Genomic DNA, 17,293 nt, shown 5'->3' on the forward strand with positions numbered 1-17,293 from the left:
GGCTTCGCCCATCACTTTCCTCGAAATACTCTCGGGCCATTCAACCCGATGCCTGCAACAAAAAACAGCAATCAAACGTGCAGACGCAAAAAAGCCGGGAATTTCCCGGCTGCCGCATCATACACACGTTTTCCCAAAGGATCACCCCGCCCGAGGTATTAGCCGCCGGGCGGAATGATTCAGGTCAACGGCGCATCAAGGCTTGGCCTTTTCCAGGTAGTGGAAAAAGTCGCTGCTTGGGTCGAGGACCAATACGTCGGATTTGTTCGCGAAGCTTTCACGGTAGGCGCGCAGGCTACGGTAGAAACTGTAGAACTCCTGATCCTGGCCGTAGGCCTTGGAGTAGATCGCAGCGGCCTGGGCATCACCGTCACCGCGAACCTCTTCGGATTCACGATAGGCTTCAGCCAGCAGCACGCGGCGTTGACGATCGGCGTCAGCACGGATGCCTTCAGCCAGTTCGTTACCCTTGGCGCGGTGCTCGCGAGCTTCACGCTCACGCTCGGTGCTCATACGTTCGAACACGCTGCGGTTCACTTCTTTAGGCAGATCGATGGTCTTGACCCGGACATCGACCACTTCGATACCCAGCTCTTTTTCCGCCATTTTGTTCAGCGATGCGGTGATGTCAGCCATCAGTGCATCACGCTCACCCGACACCACTTCGTGCAGGGTGCGCTTACCGAACTGGTCACGCAGACCGGATTCCAGACGACGGGACAGACGCTCGTCGGCGATTTGCTTCAGACCGGAAGTCGCGGTGTAGAAGCGCTCGGCATCTTTCACGCGCCACTTGGCATAAGCGTCGACCATCACGGCTTTCTTTTCCAGGGTCAGGAAACGCTGTGTCGGTGCATCCAGCGTCATCAGACGTGCGTCGAATTTACGCACCTGGTTAACGTAAGGCACTTTCACATGCAGGCCTGGCTGAACATCCGCCTGAACCACACGACCGAATTGCAGCAGCACCGCACGCTCGGTCTGAGCGACGATGTAGAAGCAGTTCCAGCCCACCAGCACGACAACGACGCCAACAATAAGGGCGATCAGCGATTTATTGCTCATCAGCGGGTCTCCCTTGTGCGCGATTGCGGCAGGTCAGTGACATGCGGCGTGACGTCCGTGTTGTTACTGGCGGCAGCCGAACCGGTGACCGGTGCATTGCTGCCCGAACTGTTCTGAATCATTTTGTCCAACGGCAGGTAAAGCAGGTTGCTCTGGCCGTTCTTGTTGCCGGTCACGAGTACCTTGCTGGTGTTGCTGAAGACTTCCTGCATGGTGTCCAGGTACAGACGCTGGCGGGTCACCTCAGGTGCCTTGCGATACTCGGCGACCAGTTTGGTAAAGCGGTCGGCTTCACCCTTGGCGCGCGAGACCGTCTCGTCACGGTAACCGTTGGCATCCTCAAGGATACGCTGGGCCTGACCACGGGCTTCCGGCACGACGCCGTTGGCGTAGGTTTCAGCCTGGTTGCGCGAACGCTGCTCGTCTTCACGGGCGCGGATCACGTCATCGAAGGCTTCCTGCACTTCACGCGGTGCCGCTGCGCTCTGTACGTTGACCTGAGTGACGGTGATACCGGTGCGATAGGTATCGAGGAAGCGTTGCAGACGCTCCTTGATTTCGCTGGCCATCAATTCACGACCTTCGGTCAGCACCTGGTCCATGGCGGTGGAACCCACCACGTGGCGCAGGGCACTGTCGGTCGCATGCTGCAGGCTGATTTCCGGCTGATCGACGTTCAGCACGAAGTCCTGCAGGTTGCTGATCTTGTACTGCACGGTCAGCGGCACTTCGACGATGTTCTCGTCTTCGGTCAGCATCTGGCCCTGCTTGGTGTAGGCACGCTCACGCGTGACGTTTTCCATGTACTTTTTATCGATCGGCGGGAAATAGATGTTCAGGCCCGGGCCGACAGTCTCGTAGTACTTGCCGAAGCGCAGCACCACGGCTTGCTCCTGCTCGTCGACCACGTAGACCGCGCTGTACAGCCAGACAGCCGCCAGCACAACGAGGCCGATGCCGAGCAGACCGCCGAAGCCCCCACTGCTCTTGCCCGAACCACCGCCGTCATCACCACGTTTCTTACCACCACCGAACAACCCGTTCAGGCTTTCCTGCAGCTTTCGGAAGGCCTCGTCGAGATCCGGTGGCCCCTTGCGGTCGCCATTATTGCGGCGTTTGCCACCCCAAGGATCCTGATTATTCGAGTTGCCACCCGGCTCATTCCAAGCCATAGCGCTCTCCATCTGATAAAGCAAAGACGCACCCACGGCGCGCCGACCAATGCTACAGAATGCCTGCCGTTGCGGCACAACCGCTTTGTCAGGCTTTTATTGCAAAGTGTGTTGCTCGATGAATTCCATCGGCTGCAATCCTTCGCGGCTTACCAGTCGATTCAACTCGACACGGGGCAAACGAACGGCCAGCAAACTGATGCCTTCTTCGTCGTGCTCTTCTTTCTGCACCGCACCGAGTTCGAAAAACTGCGCACGCAGTCGCGCGAATCGTTGCGGCAAACGCAGGGTACCGACAAACAAATCACTGCCAAGTAATTCGGCAATGGCTTGTTCAAGCAACTCCAGACCACTGCCATCTCGCGCCGACAGCCAGACCCGCTGGGGCTTGCCGTTTTCGTCGCGCTGGATTTGTGGCTCAACGCCTTCAAGCAAATCGAGTTTGTTATAGACCTCGAGGATCGGCAAGTCCTGGGCACCAATCTCGCCCAGTACCACCATCACCTGCTCGATCTGCAACATGCGATCCGGTTCGGCCGCATCGATCACGTGCAACAACAGATCGGAATTGCTCGACTCTTCGAGGGTAGACCGAAATGCCTCGACCAGCTTGTGCGGCAAGTGACGAATGAAGCCCACCGTGTCTGCCAGAACAATCGGCCCCAGATCGTCCAGTTCCAGACGACGCAGGGTCGGGTCCAGCGTGGCGAACAATTGGTCGGCCGCGTAGACATCGGATTTCGTCACGTTGTTGAAGAGCGTGGACTTACCGGCGTTGGTATATCCCACCAGAGACACGGTCGGAATATCGGCACGGGAACGACCACGTCGCGATTGCTCGCGCTGGCTGCGCACCTTCTCCAGCCGCCCCTTGATCTGACGCAGGCGAACCCGCAGCAAACGGCGGTCGGTTTCCAGCTGGGTTTCACCTGGGCCGCGCATACCGATGCCGCCACCCTGACGCTCAAGGTGAGTCCAGCCACGAACCAGGCGGGTGCTCATGTGGTCAAGCTGGGCCAGTTCGACCTGGAGCTTGCCTTCATGGGTACGGGCGCGTTGGGCGAAAATATCGAGAATCAGGCCGGTACGGTCGATCACGCGACACTCGAAAACACGTTCGAGGTTACGTTCCTGACTCGGCGTGAGGATGTGATTGAAAATCACCAGATCAGCTTCTTCAGCCTTGACCAGGTCGCGCAGTTCCTCGACCTTGCCGCTGCCGATCAGGTATTTGGCGGTTGGCCGATGACGCGGCACGTTAAAAAACGCAACGGTCTCGGCGCCGGCCGAATTAGCCAATTCCTGAAACTCCTGCGGATCTTCGCGCGCCTCAGGGTCCTGTCCATCCAAGTGAACGAGGATGACTCGTTCACCACCACCGTGGCGCTCAAAGAACAAAGGAGACTCCTATCAGGCGTTACCTGGCTCAGCGTCACCTGCTTCGGATTCGGTTGCGCTAGGCAGACGAATTGGACGAACCGGCACTACTGTCGAGATAGCGTGTTTGTAAACCATTTGGCTCACGGTGTTTTTCAGCAGGATCACGAACTGGTCGAACGACTCGATCGTGCCTTGCAGTTTGATACCGTTGACCAGATAGATGGAAACCCCAACTTTCTCTTTACGTAAAGTATTCAAGTAAGGGTCTTGTAGCGAATGCCCTTTTGACATGTGCCGCACTCCTTTAAGGATTCAATAATAAAAAATAGGTAATTCAGATGGCTTTGGCCGTCACACCCCCAAGGATAGACGGCAATTGCAAGGACTCAGCTCAATATGGAGATGGTCCCAAGGTATTTCAAGGCGCGTGGCAGATTGTCGCAATCAAGACTGTCCAGCCAGTGTATATCTTCCCAGCTGCGCAGCCAGGTGAACTGGCGTTTGGCCAATTGGCGCGTGGCGATGATGCCGCGCTCCTGCATTTCGGCCAACGTCAGCTTGCCATCCAGGTAGTCCCAGACTTGGCGGTAGCCTACCGCACGTATAGACGGCAACCCCGAATGCAGGTCACTTCTTTTACGCAGGGCTACGACCTCGTCGATGAACCCCTGTTCCAACATAATTGTGAATCTTTGTTTAATGCGCTCGTGCAGTACCTGACGATTCGCCGGGGCAATGGCCAAGTTCGCGACAGTATAGGGCAATTGTTGCAGTCCCGAAGCGGCTGCTTCAGCACTTTGCGCAGATTGTTGCTGACGCAGCTCGGTCATGCTCTGACCACTGACCCGATAAACTTCCAGTGCGCGACTCAGGCGCTGTGGATCGTTCGGGTGAATCCGCGCCGCCGATACCGGATCGATGATCGTTAATTGGTCGTGCAGGGCTTGCCAGCCAAGGCGTGCAGCCTCTTCTTCGATCTGCGCACGGACCTCGGGATCGGCGGCCGGCATGTCTGCCAGGCCTTCGACCAAAGCCTTGTAATAGAGCATCGTGCCGCCCACCAACAGCGGAATTTTTCCGCGCGCGGTGATCTCGGCCATGGCTTGCAGCGCATCGCGACGGAAATCCGCAGCCGAATAAGCCTCAGCCGGGTCGAGAATATCGATCAGACGGTGCGGATATTCGGCCAGCAATTCTTTCGAAGGCTTGGCCGTGCCGATGTCCATGCCGCGATAGACCAACGCCGAATCGACACTGATCAACTCACACGGCAGCACCTTGGTCAGCTCGATAGCCAGATCGGTCTTGCCCGCAGCGGTCGGGCCCATCAGGAAAATCGCTGGAGGAAGCTGGCTCATCAACGACCGCGCAGGAACAGTTTGTCCAGATCGTCCAGGCCCAGTTGGGTCCAGGTCGGTCGGCCATGGTTGCATTGACCGCTGCGTTCGGTGTTTTCCATATCACGCAGCAGACCGTTCATTTCCGGCAGGGCCAGGCGCCGATTGGCGCGGATCGCGCCGTGACAGGCCATGGTGCCGAGCAATTCGTTGAGGTGCGCCTGAATCCGGTCGCTGGTGCCGTACTCCATCAGGTCCGACAACACGTCACCGACCAGACGGTTGGCTTCGGCCTGCTTCAACAAGGCCGGAATCTGACGAATCGCCAGGGTTTCCGGGCCCAGACGCTGTAATTCGAAGCCCAGACGCTGAAACCATGCCGCGTGCTCTTCAGCGCAATCGGCCTCGCGCTGACTAACCGCCAGCGATTCCGGCACCAGCAATGGCTGACCACTGAGTCCTTCGCTGGCCATGGCGATCTTCAGGCGTTCGTACATGATCCGCTCGTGCGCAGCGTGCATATCCACCAGCACCAGACCCTGAGCGTTCTCGGACAGAATGTAGATGCCCTTGAGTTGCGCCAGTGCGTAGCCCAGCGGCGGAATGTCTTCCTGACCGGCCGGCAATGCGTTGGCATTGGCTTCCGGCAGCGGTGCGAAAAACTCACGATACGCAGCCTGAGCCTCGGCAGCCGGCGGCACGGCCGATTGCGGACGTGGCGTGTATTGATACTGATAAGCCCCGCCAGCACTGGCACCGGACGAGGTATTGAACGCCGGTTGCGCCTGCGGTTGCTCCAGCAGCGCATTGGCCGCCAGACGCATCTCGCCCTGTGGGCCGAATTCCCCGGCATCAAGTCCTGTCGGACGGACGATCGCGGTGGTGACAGAACCGGCAAGCTGATCTTCCGGACGCACATCGCCCAACGCGCGATGCAAGGTGCCATAAAGAAAGTCATGCACCATACGCCCGTCACGGAAGCGCACTTCGTGTTTGGTTGGGTGCACGTTGACGTCGACCGCCGCCGGATCGACTTCGAAAAACAGTGCAAAGGTCGGGTGACGGCCGTTGAACAGCACGTCGCGATAGGCCTGACGCACAGCGTGGGCGACCAGTTTGTCGCGCACCGCGCGGCCGTTCACAAAGAAATACTGCAAATCTGCCTGACTGCGGTTGAACGTCGGCAATCCAACCCAGCCCCACAAATGCAAGCCATTGCGCTCGATCTCGATCGGCAGCGCCTGCTCAAGGAAACCCGAGCCGCAGATCGCTGCCACACGCCGGGCGCGGGCCGCATCATCGTGGGCTTCGTGCAGGCTGAGGATGGTCTTGCCGTTGTGGCGCAGATGAAACGCGACGTCGAAACGCGCCAGCGCCAGACGTTTGATCACTTCTTGCAGGTGATCGAATTCGGTTTTTTCGGTCTTGAGGAATTTGCGTCGCGCCGGGGTATTGAAGAACAGGTCGCGAACTTCCACCGAAGTGCCGACCGGATGCGCCGCTGGTTGCACCCGGGGTGCCATGTCGCGGCCTTCGGTTTCCACCTGCCAGGCCTGATCGGCGTCGCGGGTGCGCGAGGTCAGGGTCAAGCGTGCCACGGAACTGATCGACGCCAGTGCTTCACCACGGAAACCGAGGCTCATCACCTGTTCAAGGTCTTCGAGGTTGCGGATCTTGCTGGTGGCGTGACGAGCCAGGGCCAGTGGCAGGTCATCGGCAGAGATACCGCTACCATCGTCGCGCACACGCAGCAGCTTGACCCCGCCCTGCTCGACGTCGACATCAATGCGTTTGGCGCCGGAGTCGAGGCTGTTTTCCAGCAGTTCCTTGATCACCGAAGCCGGACGCTCAACCACCTCACCGGCGGCGATCTGGTTCGCCAGCCGTGGGCTGAGCAGTTCGATGCGGGCAGCAGCGTTCAACACTTCGTTCATTCTTTGGACGCCAGTTCGGTGCCTGGAATGGTCAAGTGCTGACCGACTTTCAGCTCATCACTTTTCAGGTTGTTGGCGGCGCGGAGCGTGGCCGGCGATACCTGATAGCGCACGCCGATCATCGCCAGGGTTTCACCTGGGCCAACGCGGTGATCGCGCGGGCCTTGGGCGATCTTGCCGGAATCACGCAGCCAGGCGATGTAAGTGCCCGGTGGCGGATTCTGCTGGAAGAACTGACGCACGCCGCTGCTGATCGAACGCGCCAGCGCTTGCTGGTGGCTCGATGCCGAAAGCTTGTTCGCTTCGTTGGCATTGGAGATGAAGCCGGTTTCGACCAGGATCGACGGGATGTCCGGCGACTTCAACACCATGAATCCGGCCTGTTCCACCCGCTGTTTGTGCAGTGGCGTGACGCGGCCGATGTTGGTCAGGACTTTCTGGCCGACGTTGAGGCTGGAGGTCAGCGAGGCGGTCATCGACAGGTCGAGCAATACGCCGGCGAGCATGCGGTCCTTATCATCGAGGCTGACGTTGCCGGCACCACCGATCAAGTCAGAACGGTTTTCGCTGTCGGCCAGCCAACGCGCGGTCTCCGACGTTGCACCACGATCAGACAGGGCAAACACCGAGGCACCGAAAGCGGCGGCAGATGGCGCGGCGTCGGCGTGAATCGAGACGAAAAGGTCGGCGCCCTTCTTGCGGGCGATCTCGGTACGGCCGCGCAACGGGATGAAGTAGTCGCCGGTACGGGTCAGTTCGGCGCGGAAGCCTTTCATGCCGTTGACCTGACGCTGCAGTTCGCGGGCGATCTGCAATACCACGTCTTTCTCACGCTGACCGCGCGAACCGGACGCACCCGGGTCTTCGCCACCGTGGCCGGCGTCGATCACCACAATAATGTCGCGCTTGCCGGCCGGGGCTGGCGGCAACTTGATTGCAGGCTCGGTCGGGGTTACCGGCACCGCTGGCACGGTCGCCACCTGCGGCGTTGGCGCCGGCGGCGGTGCGGCGTCGGCCGGGTTGTCGAACAGGTCGACCACCAGACGGTTGCCGTACTGCGCGTTCGGCGCCAGCGAGAAGCTTTTCGGGGTGACGGCTTTCTTCAGGTCGATGACCACGCGCAGGTCGGTCGGCGTGCGCTGGGCCGAGCGCATCGCGGTGATCGGCGTGTTTGCGGTCTGCACATTCAACGGAGCACCGAGGGTGGCACCGTTGATGTCGATCACCAGCCGGTCCGGTGAGGTCAAGGTGAAGACGCTGTGCTGCACCGGGCCACTCAGGTCGAAGACCAGTCGCGTGTTGTCCGGCGCCCGCCACAGGCGCACGCTGTTGACCTTTGAATCGGCCACAGCGTTGACGGTTACTGCCATCAACAACAGTCCAGCGGCAGCCACCAACGCGCGAAAGCGCATACCTAACCCCATCATTTAATTGGATTCCAATGCCAAAGCGGCACACCAGGCCTCGCCACGCGAACCCTGGGATAAAATTTTCAGCGAACGCCCGCTGTCTTGCGGGCTAATGGTAATGGTCAGGTCAGGCTTTGGCAAAAAGCCTGCACCTTTATCGGGCCATTCGATCAGGCACATCGCATCGTCTTCGAAGTAGTCGCGGATGCCGAGAAACTCCAGTTCTTCCGGATCGACCAGGCGATACAGGTCAAAGTGGAAGGCGCGGATGTCACCGATTTCGTAAGGTTCGACCAAAGTGAAGGTCGGACTTTTTACCGCGCCGACATGGCCCAGCCCGCGAATGATGCCTCGCGACAGGGTGGTTTTGCCCATGCCCAGATTGCCTTCGAGAAAAATCAGGCCATGGCCTTGAGTCACGCGGGCGATCCGTGCGCCAAAGTCGCTCATGGCCTGTTCATCGGCCAAGTACAGGGTTACTTCAGACACGGTGCTTGCTCCTCCAACAACTGACGAATGGCTGGAATCAGATCACTGGCCGCCAGCCCACGGCCGAATTTTCCTTGTTGCCTACCGGCATTGGCGTGCAGCCAGACGGCCAGACACGCGGCGTCGAAACTTTGCATTCCCTGCGCCAGCAACGCGCCGGTCAAACCGGCCAGCACATCGCCCAACCCGGCGGTCGCCATCGCCGGGTGGCCCTGATGACACAGCGCCAGACGCCCATCGGGATGTGCGATCAGAGTACCGGCACCTTTGAGAGTTACAGTCGCTGCATATTTTTTGCTCAATGCCCGCGCGGCGGCCGGTCGGTCAGCCTGCACTTCGGCGGTACTGATGCCGAGCAACCGCGCCGCTTCGCCGGGATGCGGGGTGATCACGCAATCCTTGGGCAGCTTCGCTAAACCGCTCGCCAGCAGGTTCAACGCATCGGCGTCCCACACTTGCGGCAACGGCGCATTGGCAGCTGCTGACAGCAACGCCCGGCCCCAACTGGCCTGGCCGAGTCCGGGGCCGATCACCAGTGTCGAGACTTTTTCCAGCAAACCCATCAATTGATTGGACGACGATGTGCCGAGCGTCATCACCTCCGGCACACGAGTCAGCGCAGCCGGGACATGCTCCGGTCGCGTCGCCAGCGAAACCATTCCGGCGCCGCTGCGCAAGGCGCTTTCGGTGCTGAGCAGGATCGCCCCGCCAAACCCGTGATCGCCACCGATCAGCAACACATGGCCGAAACGGCCCTTGTGCGAAGTCGGCCTACGTGCCGCCAGTTTCGGAAGATTAGCCGGGGTGAGCCGTTGGGCGATGACCGGAATGTCACGATAGATGTCGGCGCTGGCTTGCAGATCATTAAACAGCAACGAGCCGATGTGATCCGCCGCATCACCTGTGAACAAACCGAGTTTCAGGCCGATAAAGGTCACCGTCAGATCGGCCTGCACGGCGGCGCCGAGCACATGCCCGGTGTCTGCACATAAACCAGAAGGAATATCGACGGCCGTTACCGGCAAGCCGCTGGCGTTAATGGCTTTGATCGCCGAGAGGTAAGGCTCGCGCACGTCACCGCTCAAACCGGTGCCGAGCAAGGCATCAAGAATGACGCCGCGCAGTTCGCTGCGAGCCTGCCAGCCTTGCACCGCAACACCTTCAGCCCGCGCCTCGGAGTGGGCGAGAGCGGCATCGCCCTGCAATCGCTGCGGATCGCCGACTGCCAACACCCGCACCTGCCACCCGGCTCGCTGTGCCATGGCCGCGACCAGATAACCGTCGCCAGCATTGTTGCCATGCCCGGCCAGCACCGTCAGTTCGGTCGCCGACGGCCATTGCCGAACCAGCGCGCGCCACGTTGCATGCGCCGCGCGCTGCATCAATTCGAAGCCCGGCGTACCGGCGGCAATCAGCCGCGCATCGAGTTCGCGCACCTGTGCGGCGCCATACAGCGCGTCGGGTAATTCATCTTTCGTGTGCGGCATGCGTCTTCGGGCTCCGATGTCTGGCAGAATTATACGCACCTCAGCTCCGGTTTCTCTCGCCTCATGTCCGCCATCACCACAGACCTGCCCGCCCTCGCCCAATCGATCAAGGATTGGGGCCGCGAGCTAGGCTTTCAGCAAGTCGGCATCAGCGGCCTGGATCTCGCCGAGCATGAACAACATCTGGAGCGCTGGCTCGCGGCCGGCTACCACGGCGAAATGGACTACATGGGCGCCCACGGCAGCAAACGCTCACACCCGGAAGAACTGGTGCCGGGCACATTGCGCGTGGTTTCGTTGCGCATGGACTACCTGCCGGGCGACACCGAAATGGCCAAACGCCTGGCCCAACCGGAAAAAGCCTACGTGTCGCGTTATGCCTTGGGCCGCGATTACCACAAATTGATCCGTAAACGTGTGCAGCAATTAGCCGACAAGATTCAATCCGAGATCGGCCCGTTCGGTTTTCGGGCCTTTGTCGACAGCGCGCCGGTGCTGGAAAAAGCCATCGCCGAGCAGGCCGGGCTGGGCTGGATCGGCAAAAACACCTTGGTGCTGAACCGTAAGGCTGGCAGCTATTTTTTCTTGAGCGAGTTGTTCGTTGATCTGCCGTTGCCAGTGGATGATCCGCACAGCACCGAACATTGCGGCCGCTGCACCGCGTGCCTCGACATCTGCCCGACCAATGCCTTCGTCGGCCCCTATGTGCTGGACGCGCGACGCTGCATTTCGTACCTGACCATCGAACTGAAAAATGCGATCCCCGAAGACCTGCGCCCACTGATCGGCAACCGCGTGTTCGGCTGCGACGACTGCCAGATCGTCTGCCCGTGGAACCGTTTCGCCAAACCCTCTGGGGAGAGCGACTTCAAACCACGGCACAATCTGGACAATGCGGAACTGGCTGAGTTGTTTATGTGGGACGAGGACAAATTCCTCAGCAGCACCGAAGGCTCACCGCTGCGCCGCGCCGGGTATGAACGCTGGTTGCGCAATCTGGCGGTAGGGCTCGGTAACGCGCCGTCGAGCATTCCAGTGCTGGAAGCGTTGAAGGCACGGCGGGATTATCCGTCAGAGCTGGTGCGCGAGCATGTGGAGTGGGCGCTTAGGCAGCATGCTGAACGCAGCAGCTAACGTCATCGCTGAATTCCGACTGGTTTTCTCCACTTCGCGCTGCGCCCCTTACCGGTAGGCTCAATCAACCCTTCGGCCTTCAGGGCGCGCAGAACTGAACGTACTGTGTCTCGGCTCACTCCGGGGCAAGACTCCTCAATTTCTGTAATAGAAAAAGGCAGATTCCTGCCCAAAGCTATCTCCCTGACCCGATCACTTTTTCCGCCACGGCGCGTATCGATAGTCCCGACGCGCTCTTCGAACTCTTTGTACGCTCGAAGTAATGCACCCCAAAAATAATCCAACCAGGGTTGCACGTCGTGCGTGCCGTCGTGCCATCGTTTAGAGCTGATCTCCAGCGTCTCGTAATAGCCTTCCTTTGATTCCTCAAATATCCGCTCAAGACTGATGAAGCGACCGACTCGATAATCGAACTGGTAAAGCAGTAGTAACGTCAACAAACGAGCTACACGGCCATTACCATCCGAGAAAGGATGGATGCATAGAAAATCCAGGACGGTGAGCGGTATCAGGACAAGAGGGTCAGCTAGATTTTGCTGAGCTGCCAGATGGTATTGCATCAGCATTTCAGCCATTGCAATAGGCGTTAGATGCGCGGCCACTGGTTGAAAGCGAATCCGCGAAGTTCCGTCGGGGTTACGTTCGATGATGTCGTTGTTTGTCGCTTTCCAGTCACCACCCGACTGCGGCAGATAGCGGTATAGCAAACTGTGTAGCTGCCTCAGGACACCCTCAGAAAAGGGCATGTCCTCGGCCGCCTCGTGGATGAGTGATAACGCATCGCGATAACCCGCAATTTCCTGTTCAGATCGACTCTGCGGATCGCTGGTTTTGCTCATCAGCGATTTCAAGCGCGCGGGCGTGACAGTCACACCCTCCAAGCGGTTGGACGACTCCGTTGATTCAATTACAGCAAGCTGTTTCAGATCGTCTAAAACCTGAGGGGATTGAGCTATGAATAGCTGTTGCTTGCCTCGGAATTCTCCCAGTGTTCTCAGCGTCGCGATCTGCGATCCGTTATAGCGCAAGGAACCGAGAAACTCAGGAGTCAGGGAGTGCATTTCAGGATGCCTTTTAAATGGGGGAAGAAATGGCTAAATGGGGTATTTAAAGTTTCAAATACCCCATTTAATTCATTTTTTACCCTATTTACACCCCGCAAACTATTCAACTATCCCTACAGAATATTTCGACCGCAGCGCCCACCCGATTTCAGGGCGCGTCGTTGTAAACGAACTTAGGCATTTCCCAATGGAAGCGGATCGCTAGCAGCCGCAGCAGGAAACCGCCGAACAGCGTGATCGGAATCGCCTGTTCGCTTGGCACATTCAGATACAGGCAAAGCATGTAGCACCACGCCGCCGCGAACGAGACGCTGGCGTAGAGTTCTCGGCGGAAGATCAGCGGGATGTCGTTGCAGAAAATATCGCGGAGGATGCCGCCGAAGACGCCGGTGATCACGCCGCTGACGGAGGCAACCAGCATGCCGTGGCCCATTTCCAGTGCGGTCATGCAGCCGATCAGGGTGAAGGCCACCAGACCGACGGCGTCGAGCACCAGAAACAGTGAGCGCAGGTGGCGCATCCAGCGGGCGGTGAATACTGTGAACATTGCTGCGACCGAGGTCAGCACCAGGTATTCCGGGTGTTTGACCCACGTCAGCGGGTAGTGCCCGAGCAGTACGTCGCGCACCGAACCGCCGCCCAACGCCGTGACGCAGGCGATCAGCACTACACCAAACCAATCCATGCCGCGGCGGCCGGCGGACAGCGCGCCGGTCATGGCTTCAGCGGTGATGGCAATCAGATAGAGCATCAGCAACATGGTGGCGATCCAGTCAGGAAGGCGCGCAGTCTAGCCATTTCGGTGCGGCACCAAAAGAGGGCACCACAGCAAACACAAAACCCCGTAGGAGCTGCCGCAGGCTGCGATCTTTTGATCTTGATTTTCAGGTTCAAAGAAAGATCAAAAGATCGCAGCCTTCGGCAGCTCCTACAGGGATCGCATCAGAACTTGATGAAGTGCTGGCGGTAGTGCTGCAGCTCGGCGATCGATTCGCGAATATCGTCCAGCGCCAAATGGGTGCTGCCCTTTTTGAAGCTGTCGCGTACGTCCGGTGCCCAGCGTGCCGCCAGTTCCTTGAGCGTCGAGACGTCGAGGTTGCGGTAGTGGAAGTAGCTTTCCAGCGCTTTCATGTGGGTATAAAGGAAGCGCCGATCCTGGCAGATGCTGTTGCCGCAGATCGGCGACTTGCCCTTCGGCACCCATTTCTCGAGGAAGGCGATGGTTTCCGCTTCGGCTTCGGCCATGCTGATGCGGCTGTCGCGCACGCGCTGAGTCAGGCCGGAGTTGCCGTGGGTGCGGGTGTTCCACTCGTCCATGCGCGCGAGCACTTCGTCGCTGTGGTGGATGGCGATCACCGGCCCTTCGGCCAAGGTGTTGAGATCACTGTCGGTGACGATGGTGGCCATTTCGATGATGACGTCGTTGTCCGGGTCAAGGCCGGTCATTTCGAGGTCGATCCAGATCAGATTCTGCGGGTTTTGCATGTTTCGGCTCCTGAGCAATGCTGCGCAGTTTAGCCTAGGCCGGCTGCCGGGCGTGCTAAACTCGCGGCCGTTTTACCTAATCGCTGCATTCTTCAGACGGAACACCCATGGCCAAACGCCAACTCAATCGTCGTCAAAACTGGCGCATCGAAAAGATTCAGGGCGAACGCGCCGCACGCGCCGCCAAACGCGAGTCCTCGGCTGTCGAAGCCCTGGAGGGCGGCGACCTGGGCCCGGAACAGACCGGCCTGGTGATCGCTCACTTCGGCGTGCAAGTCGAAGTCGAGGCCATTGACGGCGAACAGGCTGGCCAGGTTTTCCGCTGCCACTTGCGCGCCAACCTGCCTGCGCTGGTGACCGGCGACACGGTTGTCTGGCGTGCCGGCAATCAGGGCATCGGTGTGATCGTCGCGCAACTGCCGCGTACCACCGAACTCTGCCGTCCGGACAGCCGAGGCCAGTTGAAGCCGGTCGCGGCCAACGTCGACATGATCGTCATCGTCTTCGCCCCGCTGCCCGAGCCGCATGCCAACCTGATCGACCGCTATCTGGTCGCCGCCGAACACGCCGGCATCCGCCCGTTGCTGTTGCTGAACAAATTCGACCTGATCGACGAGCACAACGCACCGGCGCTCAATGCGCTGCTGGCGGTGTACCGCACGCTGGGTTATCCGGTGCTGGAAGTGTCGGCGCACCACGGTGACGGCATGGAACAGCTGCAAAAGCAGCTCGACGGACGCATCAGCGTGTTCGTCGGTCAGTCCGGTGTCGGCAAGTCGTCGCTGGTCAACAGCTTGCTGCCTGAAGTCGAAACCCGCGTCGGGCCGCTGTCCGAGTTGTCCGGTCAGGGCACGCACACGACGACCACCGCGCGCCTGTTCCACTTCCCCGGCGGCGGTGAGCTGATCGACTCCCCGGGTATCCGTGAATTCGGCCTCGGCCACGTCAGCCGCGCCGATGTTGAAGCCGGTTTCATCGAGTTCGACGACCTGCTCGGCACTTGCCGTTTCCGCGACTGCAAGCATGATCGCGAACCGGGCTGTGCGTTGCTCAAGGCGCTGGAAGATGGCCGCGTGCAGCAGCAGCGCATGAACAGCTACCGCTCGATCATCGCCAGCCTGCCCGAAAACGGCTATTAAACAGTCGCACCGGCAGCCCTTTCCCCAAGGGCTGCCGGATGTCGGTTTTCCCCTGACACCCTCCTCCCTTTTTTAAACACCGGTCTTTTCTGTAGGACTTTTGCACGCCTGTTTGCAGGACATTTCTCTTTCTTCGCCCAAGCCTTGTGGGCACGTTTCATGAGCCTACATTGAGTTCCTCGTCGCACGTTCGCGCCCCTGAGGAACCCCCATGCAAACCTACCATTTGTTCATCAGCCACTCGTGGAACTACTCCCACGCCCACGACAATCTGGTGCGCCTGCTCAGTGCCCACCCCGACTTCACCTACAAGAATTTTTCGGTGCCGCCGCACAACCCGATCATGGGCGCGCAGACCGAAAAACAGCTCGAAGAAGCCATCGAAAACAAGATTCGTCCGTGCTCGGCGGTGCTGATCATGGCCGGCATGTATTCGACCTACAGCAAGTGGATCAACAAGGAAATCGAGATCGCCAAGCGCATGGGCAAGGTGATCATCGCGGTGAAACCGTTCGGCGCCGAGCGCATTTCCACGGTGGTGCGTAACGCCGCACACGCCGAATGCGCGTGGAACACCAACAGCATCGTCGGCGCGATCCGCCTGCACACGGCGGCCTGATCATGCGCAAGGGACTGTTTATCGGCATCAACGACTACACGCATATTTCGCGCCTGAGCGGGTGCAGCAATGACGCCATGGCCATGGCCTCGGTGCTGAAAACCGACGCCGACGGCGACCCCAACTTCAAGAATGTCGTGCTGACGTCGGCTGAGGATTACCTGGGCCGGGAGATGCTCGAAGACCAGATCCGCGAGCTGTTTTCCGGCGACTGCAATGTCGCCCTGCTGTATTTCGCCGGGCATGGCGGTTTCGATACCGACAATGACGAAGGCATGTTGCTGCCCCAGGATTATCGCAACGCCAAGGACGGCATCCGCATCAGCGACATCCTCAACTGGGCGAGCAAAGCCACGCGCATCAAGAACAAAGTGATCATCCTCGATTGCTGCCAAAGCGGCGCCGCCGGTGAAGTGCGCGCCTTGCGCAGCGAAAGCAGTGTGGTCGGCGAAGGCATGACCATTCTGACCGCGTGCAAAAAGGAAGAACCGGCCATGGAAGGCGCGCAACACGGCGTGTTTACCGGTTTACTGCTGCAGGCTTTGCACGGTGGCGCGGCGAACATTCTCGGCAAGATCACGCCCGGCAGCCTCTATTCCTTTGTCGATAACGCGCTCGACGCTTGGGAACAACGCCCGGTGTTCAAGACCAATGTGTCGCAGTTCATTTCCCTGCGCGAAGTCTCGCCGCTGATCCCCAAAGAGATCCTGCGCAAATTGCCCGAATGGTTTGCCGAAGCCGAATCGACCTACCCGCTCGACCCCAGCTACGAACCGACCGAGGCCAGCTTCAATCCGGAACACGGCGAGGTCTTCGCGCAACTGCAGAAGTGCAATCGCCACAGCCTGATCGAACCGGTCGACGCCGAGCACATGTACTACGCCGCCCTCCACTCCACCGGCTGCCGCCTCACCGCGCTCGGCGCCTACTACCGCGAACTCGCAATCAAAGGACACTTCTGATGCCTGTGTTTATCAGCTACCGCCACATGGATCGTATGCAGGCCATGGCGATCAACAGTCGCCTGAAACAGGCGAACATCAAGACCTACCTGGATGTGCTCGATCCGGAATCACAGACCACCGACGACATCACCGGCGTCATCACCCGCAACATCACCGAGTGCACGCACTTGCTGGCGGTGGTGTCGGAGCGGACGGCTTCGTCGTGGTGGGTGCCGTTCGAGATTGGTGAGGCGACCATCAGCAACCGGCGGATCTGCTCGTTCAAGACCGGGCCGGCGGAGCTGCCGCTGTATCTGGATAAATGGCCGAAATTGAGTACGGATAAAGATCTGGATTTCTTTATTGATGCTTATCGTGAGGAAGTGACGAATAAGCGTTCGGTGATGCTGGATTCGATGAGTGAGTCGATGAAGGGGACTTACAAGAGGAATGCTGAGCAGTTTCATGATCAGTTGAAGGGCAGGATTCGGCGGGGGTTTTGATTGTTCGGCTTGGCTTGATAGCCCCTCACCCTAGCCCTCTCCCGGAGGGAGAGGGGACTGACAGCGGTGATTGTGCGAGGTACGCCGACCTGAAATTCCTGAGTCGTACTCAGGTTTTGAACTGCACAAAGA

17 protein-coding genes are annotated in these 17,293 nt (G+C 59.3%); 5 read left to right on the top strand and 12 right to left on the bottom strand.

Going from position 1 to position 17,293, the window contains the following annotated elements; genetic code table 11:
• Window positions 1-195 precede the first annotated feature (195 nt).
• The 9 genes from hflC to ACM6IN_RS21370 form a co-directional block, all read right to left on the bottom strand.
• Window positions 196-1,065 (bottom strand): protease modulator HflC, encoded by an 870-nt coding sequence (gene hflC / locus ACM6IN_RS21330; protein ID WP_007915830.1) that lies wholly within the window; start codon window positions 1,063-1,065, stop codon window positions 196-198.
• Window positions 1,065-2,237 (bottom strand): FtsH protease activity modulator HflK, encoded by a 1,173-nt coding sequence (gene hflK / locus ACM6IN_RS21335; RefSeq protein WP_007915828.1) that lies wholly within the window; start codon window positions 2,235-2,237, stop codon window positions 1,065-1,067. Before hflK ends, hflC begins: the two co-directional genes overlap by 1 nt.
• A gap of 96 nt (window positions 2,238-2,333) precedes the next feature.
• Complete coding sequence (hflX, locus tag ACM6IN_RS21340; protein WP_123376900.1) at window positions 2,334-3,635, bottom strand: ribosome rescue GTPase HflX; 1,302 nt, start codon at window positions 3,633-3,635, stop codon at window positions 2,334-2,336.
• A gap of 12 nt (window positions 3,636-3,647) precedes the next feature.
• Entirely contained in the window at window positions 3,648-3,908 is a 261-nt protein-coding gene (gene hfq / locus ACM6IN_RS21345) for an RNA chaperone Hfq (protein WP_007902656.1), read from the bottom strand.
• A 95-nt stretch (window positions 3,909-4,003) separates the two neighbouring features.
• The gene (gene miaA / locus ACM6IN_RS21350) at window positions 4,004-4,975 is read right to left on the bottom strand and encodes a tRNA (adenosine(37)-N6)-dimethylallyltransferase MiaA (RefSeq protein ID WP_007915817.1); all 972 of its coding nucleotides are present in this window, start codon (window positions 4,973-4,975) and stop codon (window positions 4,004-4,006) included.
• Entirely contained in the window at window positions 4,975-6,876 is a 1,902-nt protein-coding gene (mutL, locus tag ACM6IN_RS21355) for a DNA mismatch repair endonuclease MutL (protein ID WP_414916703.1), read from the bottom strand. The genes miaA and mutL overlap by 1 nt, the downstream gene beginning before the upstream one ends.
• An 8-nt stretch (window positions 6,877-6,884) precedes the next feature.
• A complete protein-coding gene (locus ACM6IN_RS21360) occupies window positions 6,885-8,258 on the bottom strand; it encodes an N-acetylmuramoyl-L-alanine amidase (protein ID WP_401044867.1) in 1,374 nt (457 codons plus the stop codon).
• 57 nt (window positions 8,259-8,315) lie between these two features.
• The gene (gene tsaE, locus ACM6IN_RS21365) at window positions 8,316-8,786 is read right to left on the bottom strand and encodes a tRNA (adenosine(37)-N6)-threonylcarbamoyltransferase complex ATPase subunit type 1 TsaE (protein WP_007915806.1); all 471 of its coding nucleotides are present in this window, start codon (window positions 8,784-8,786) and stop codon (window positions 8,316-8,318) included.
• Entirely contained in the window at window positions 8,774-10,273 is a 1,500-nt protein-coding gene (locus tag ACM6IN_RS21370) for an NAD(P)H-hydrate dehydratase (RefSeq protein ID WP_414916667.1), read from the bottom strand. The genes tsaE and ACM6IN_RS21370 overlap by 13 nt, the downstream gene beginning before the upstream one ends.
• 63 nt (window positions 10,274-10,336) lie before the next feature.
• On the opposite strand from ACM6IN_RS21370, the gene queG reads away from it, so the two are divergent.
• On the top strand, window positions 10,337-11,407 hold the full coding sequence (queG, locus tag ACM6IN_RS21375) for a tRNA epoxyqueuosine(34) reductase QueG (protein ID WP_007915804.1): 1,071 nt from the start codon (window positions 10,337-10,339) through the stop codon (window positions 11,405-11,407).
• 2 nt (window positions 11,408-11,409) lie between these two features.
• Here queG and ACM6IN_RS21380 read toward each other — a convergent pair whose 3' ends face one another.
• The 3 genes from ACM6IN_RS21380 to orn all read right to left on the bottom strand — a co-directional run bounded on the left by ACM6IN_RS21380 (window position 11,410) and on the right by orn (window position 13,956).
• Window positions 11,410-12,468 (bottom strand): Fic family protein, encoded by a 1,059-nt coding sequence (locus tag ACM6IN_RS21380; RefSeq protein ID WP_007915803.1) that lies wholly within the window; start codon window positions 12,466-12,468, stop codon window positions 11,410-11,412.
• 151 nt (window positions 12,469-12,619) lie between these two features.
• Window positions 12,620-13,231, bottom strand: a complete 612-nt coding sequence (locus ACM6IN_RS21385) for a trimeric intracellular cation channel family protein (RefSeq protein WP_007915802.1) — start codon at window positions 13,229-13,231, stop codon at window positions 12,620-12,622.
• Between the two features lie 182 nt (window positions 13,232-13,413).
• Window positions 13,414-13,956, bottom strand: coding sequence for an oligoribonuclease (orn, locus tag ACM6IN_RS21390; protein ID WP_007915801.1), 543 nt, complete (start codon window positions 13,954-13,956; stop codon window positions 13,414-13,416).
• Between the two features lie 107 nt (window positions 13,957-14,063).
• Here orn and rsgA point away from each other — a divergent pair, with 107 nt between their 5' ends.
• The 4 genes from rsgA to ACM6IN_RS21410 all read left to right on the top strand — a co-directional run bounded on the left by rsgA (window position 14,064) and on the right by ACM6IN_RS21410 (window position 17,161).
• Window positions 14,064-15,095, top strand: a complete 1,032-nt coding sequence (rsgA, locus tag ACM6IN_RS21395; RefSeq protein ID WP_007915800.1) for a small ribosomal subunit biogenesis GTPase RsgA — start codon at window positions 14,064-14,066, stop codon at window positions 15,093-15,095.
• A 211-nt stretch (window positions 15,096-15,306) separates the two neighbouring features.
• Window positions 15,307-15,714, top strand: a complete 408-nt coding sequence (locus tag ACM6IN_RS21400; RefSeq protein WP_123376895.1) for a TIR domain-containing protein — start codon at window positions 15,307-15,309, stop codon at window positions 15,712-15,714.
• A 2-nt stretch (window positions 15,715-15,716) separates the two neighbouring features.
• Complete coding sequence (locus tag ACM6IN_RS21405; protein ID WP_053116762.1) at window positions 15,717-16,676, top strand: caspase family protein; 960 nt, start codon at window positions 15,717-15,719, stop codon at window positions 16,674-16,676.
• The gene (locus tag ACM6IN_RS21410; RefSeq protein WP_053116761.1) at window positions 16,676-17,161 is read left to right on the top strand and encodes a toll/interleukin-1 receptor domain-containing protein; all 486 of its coding nucleotides are present in this window, start codon (window positions 16,676-16,678) and stop codon (window positions 17,159-17,161) included. Before ACM6IN_RS21405 ends, ACM6IN_RS21410 begins: the two co-directional genes overlap by 1 nt.
• Window positions 17,162-17,293 lie beyond the last annotated feature (132 nt).

Origin of the sequence: Pseudomonas sp. IT-P395, assembly GCF_949767675.1 — a bacterium.
Lineage (GTDB): Bacteria > Pseudomonadota > Gammaproteobacteria > Pseudomonadales > Pseudomonadaceae > Aquipseudomonas.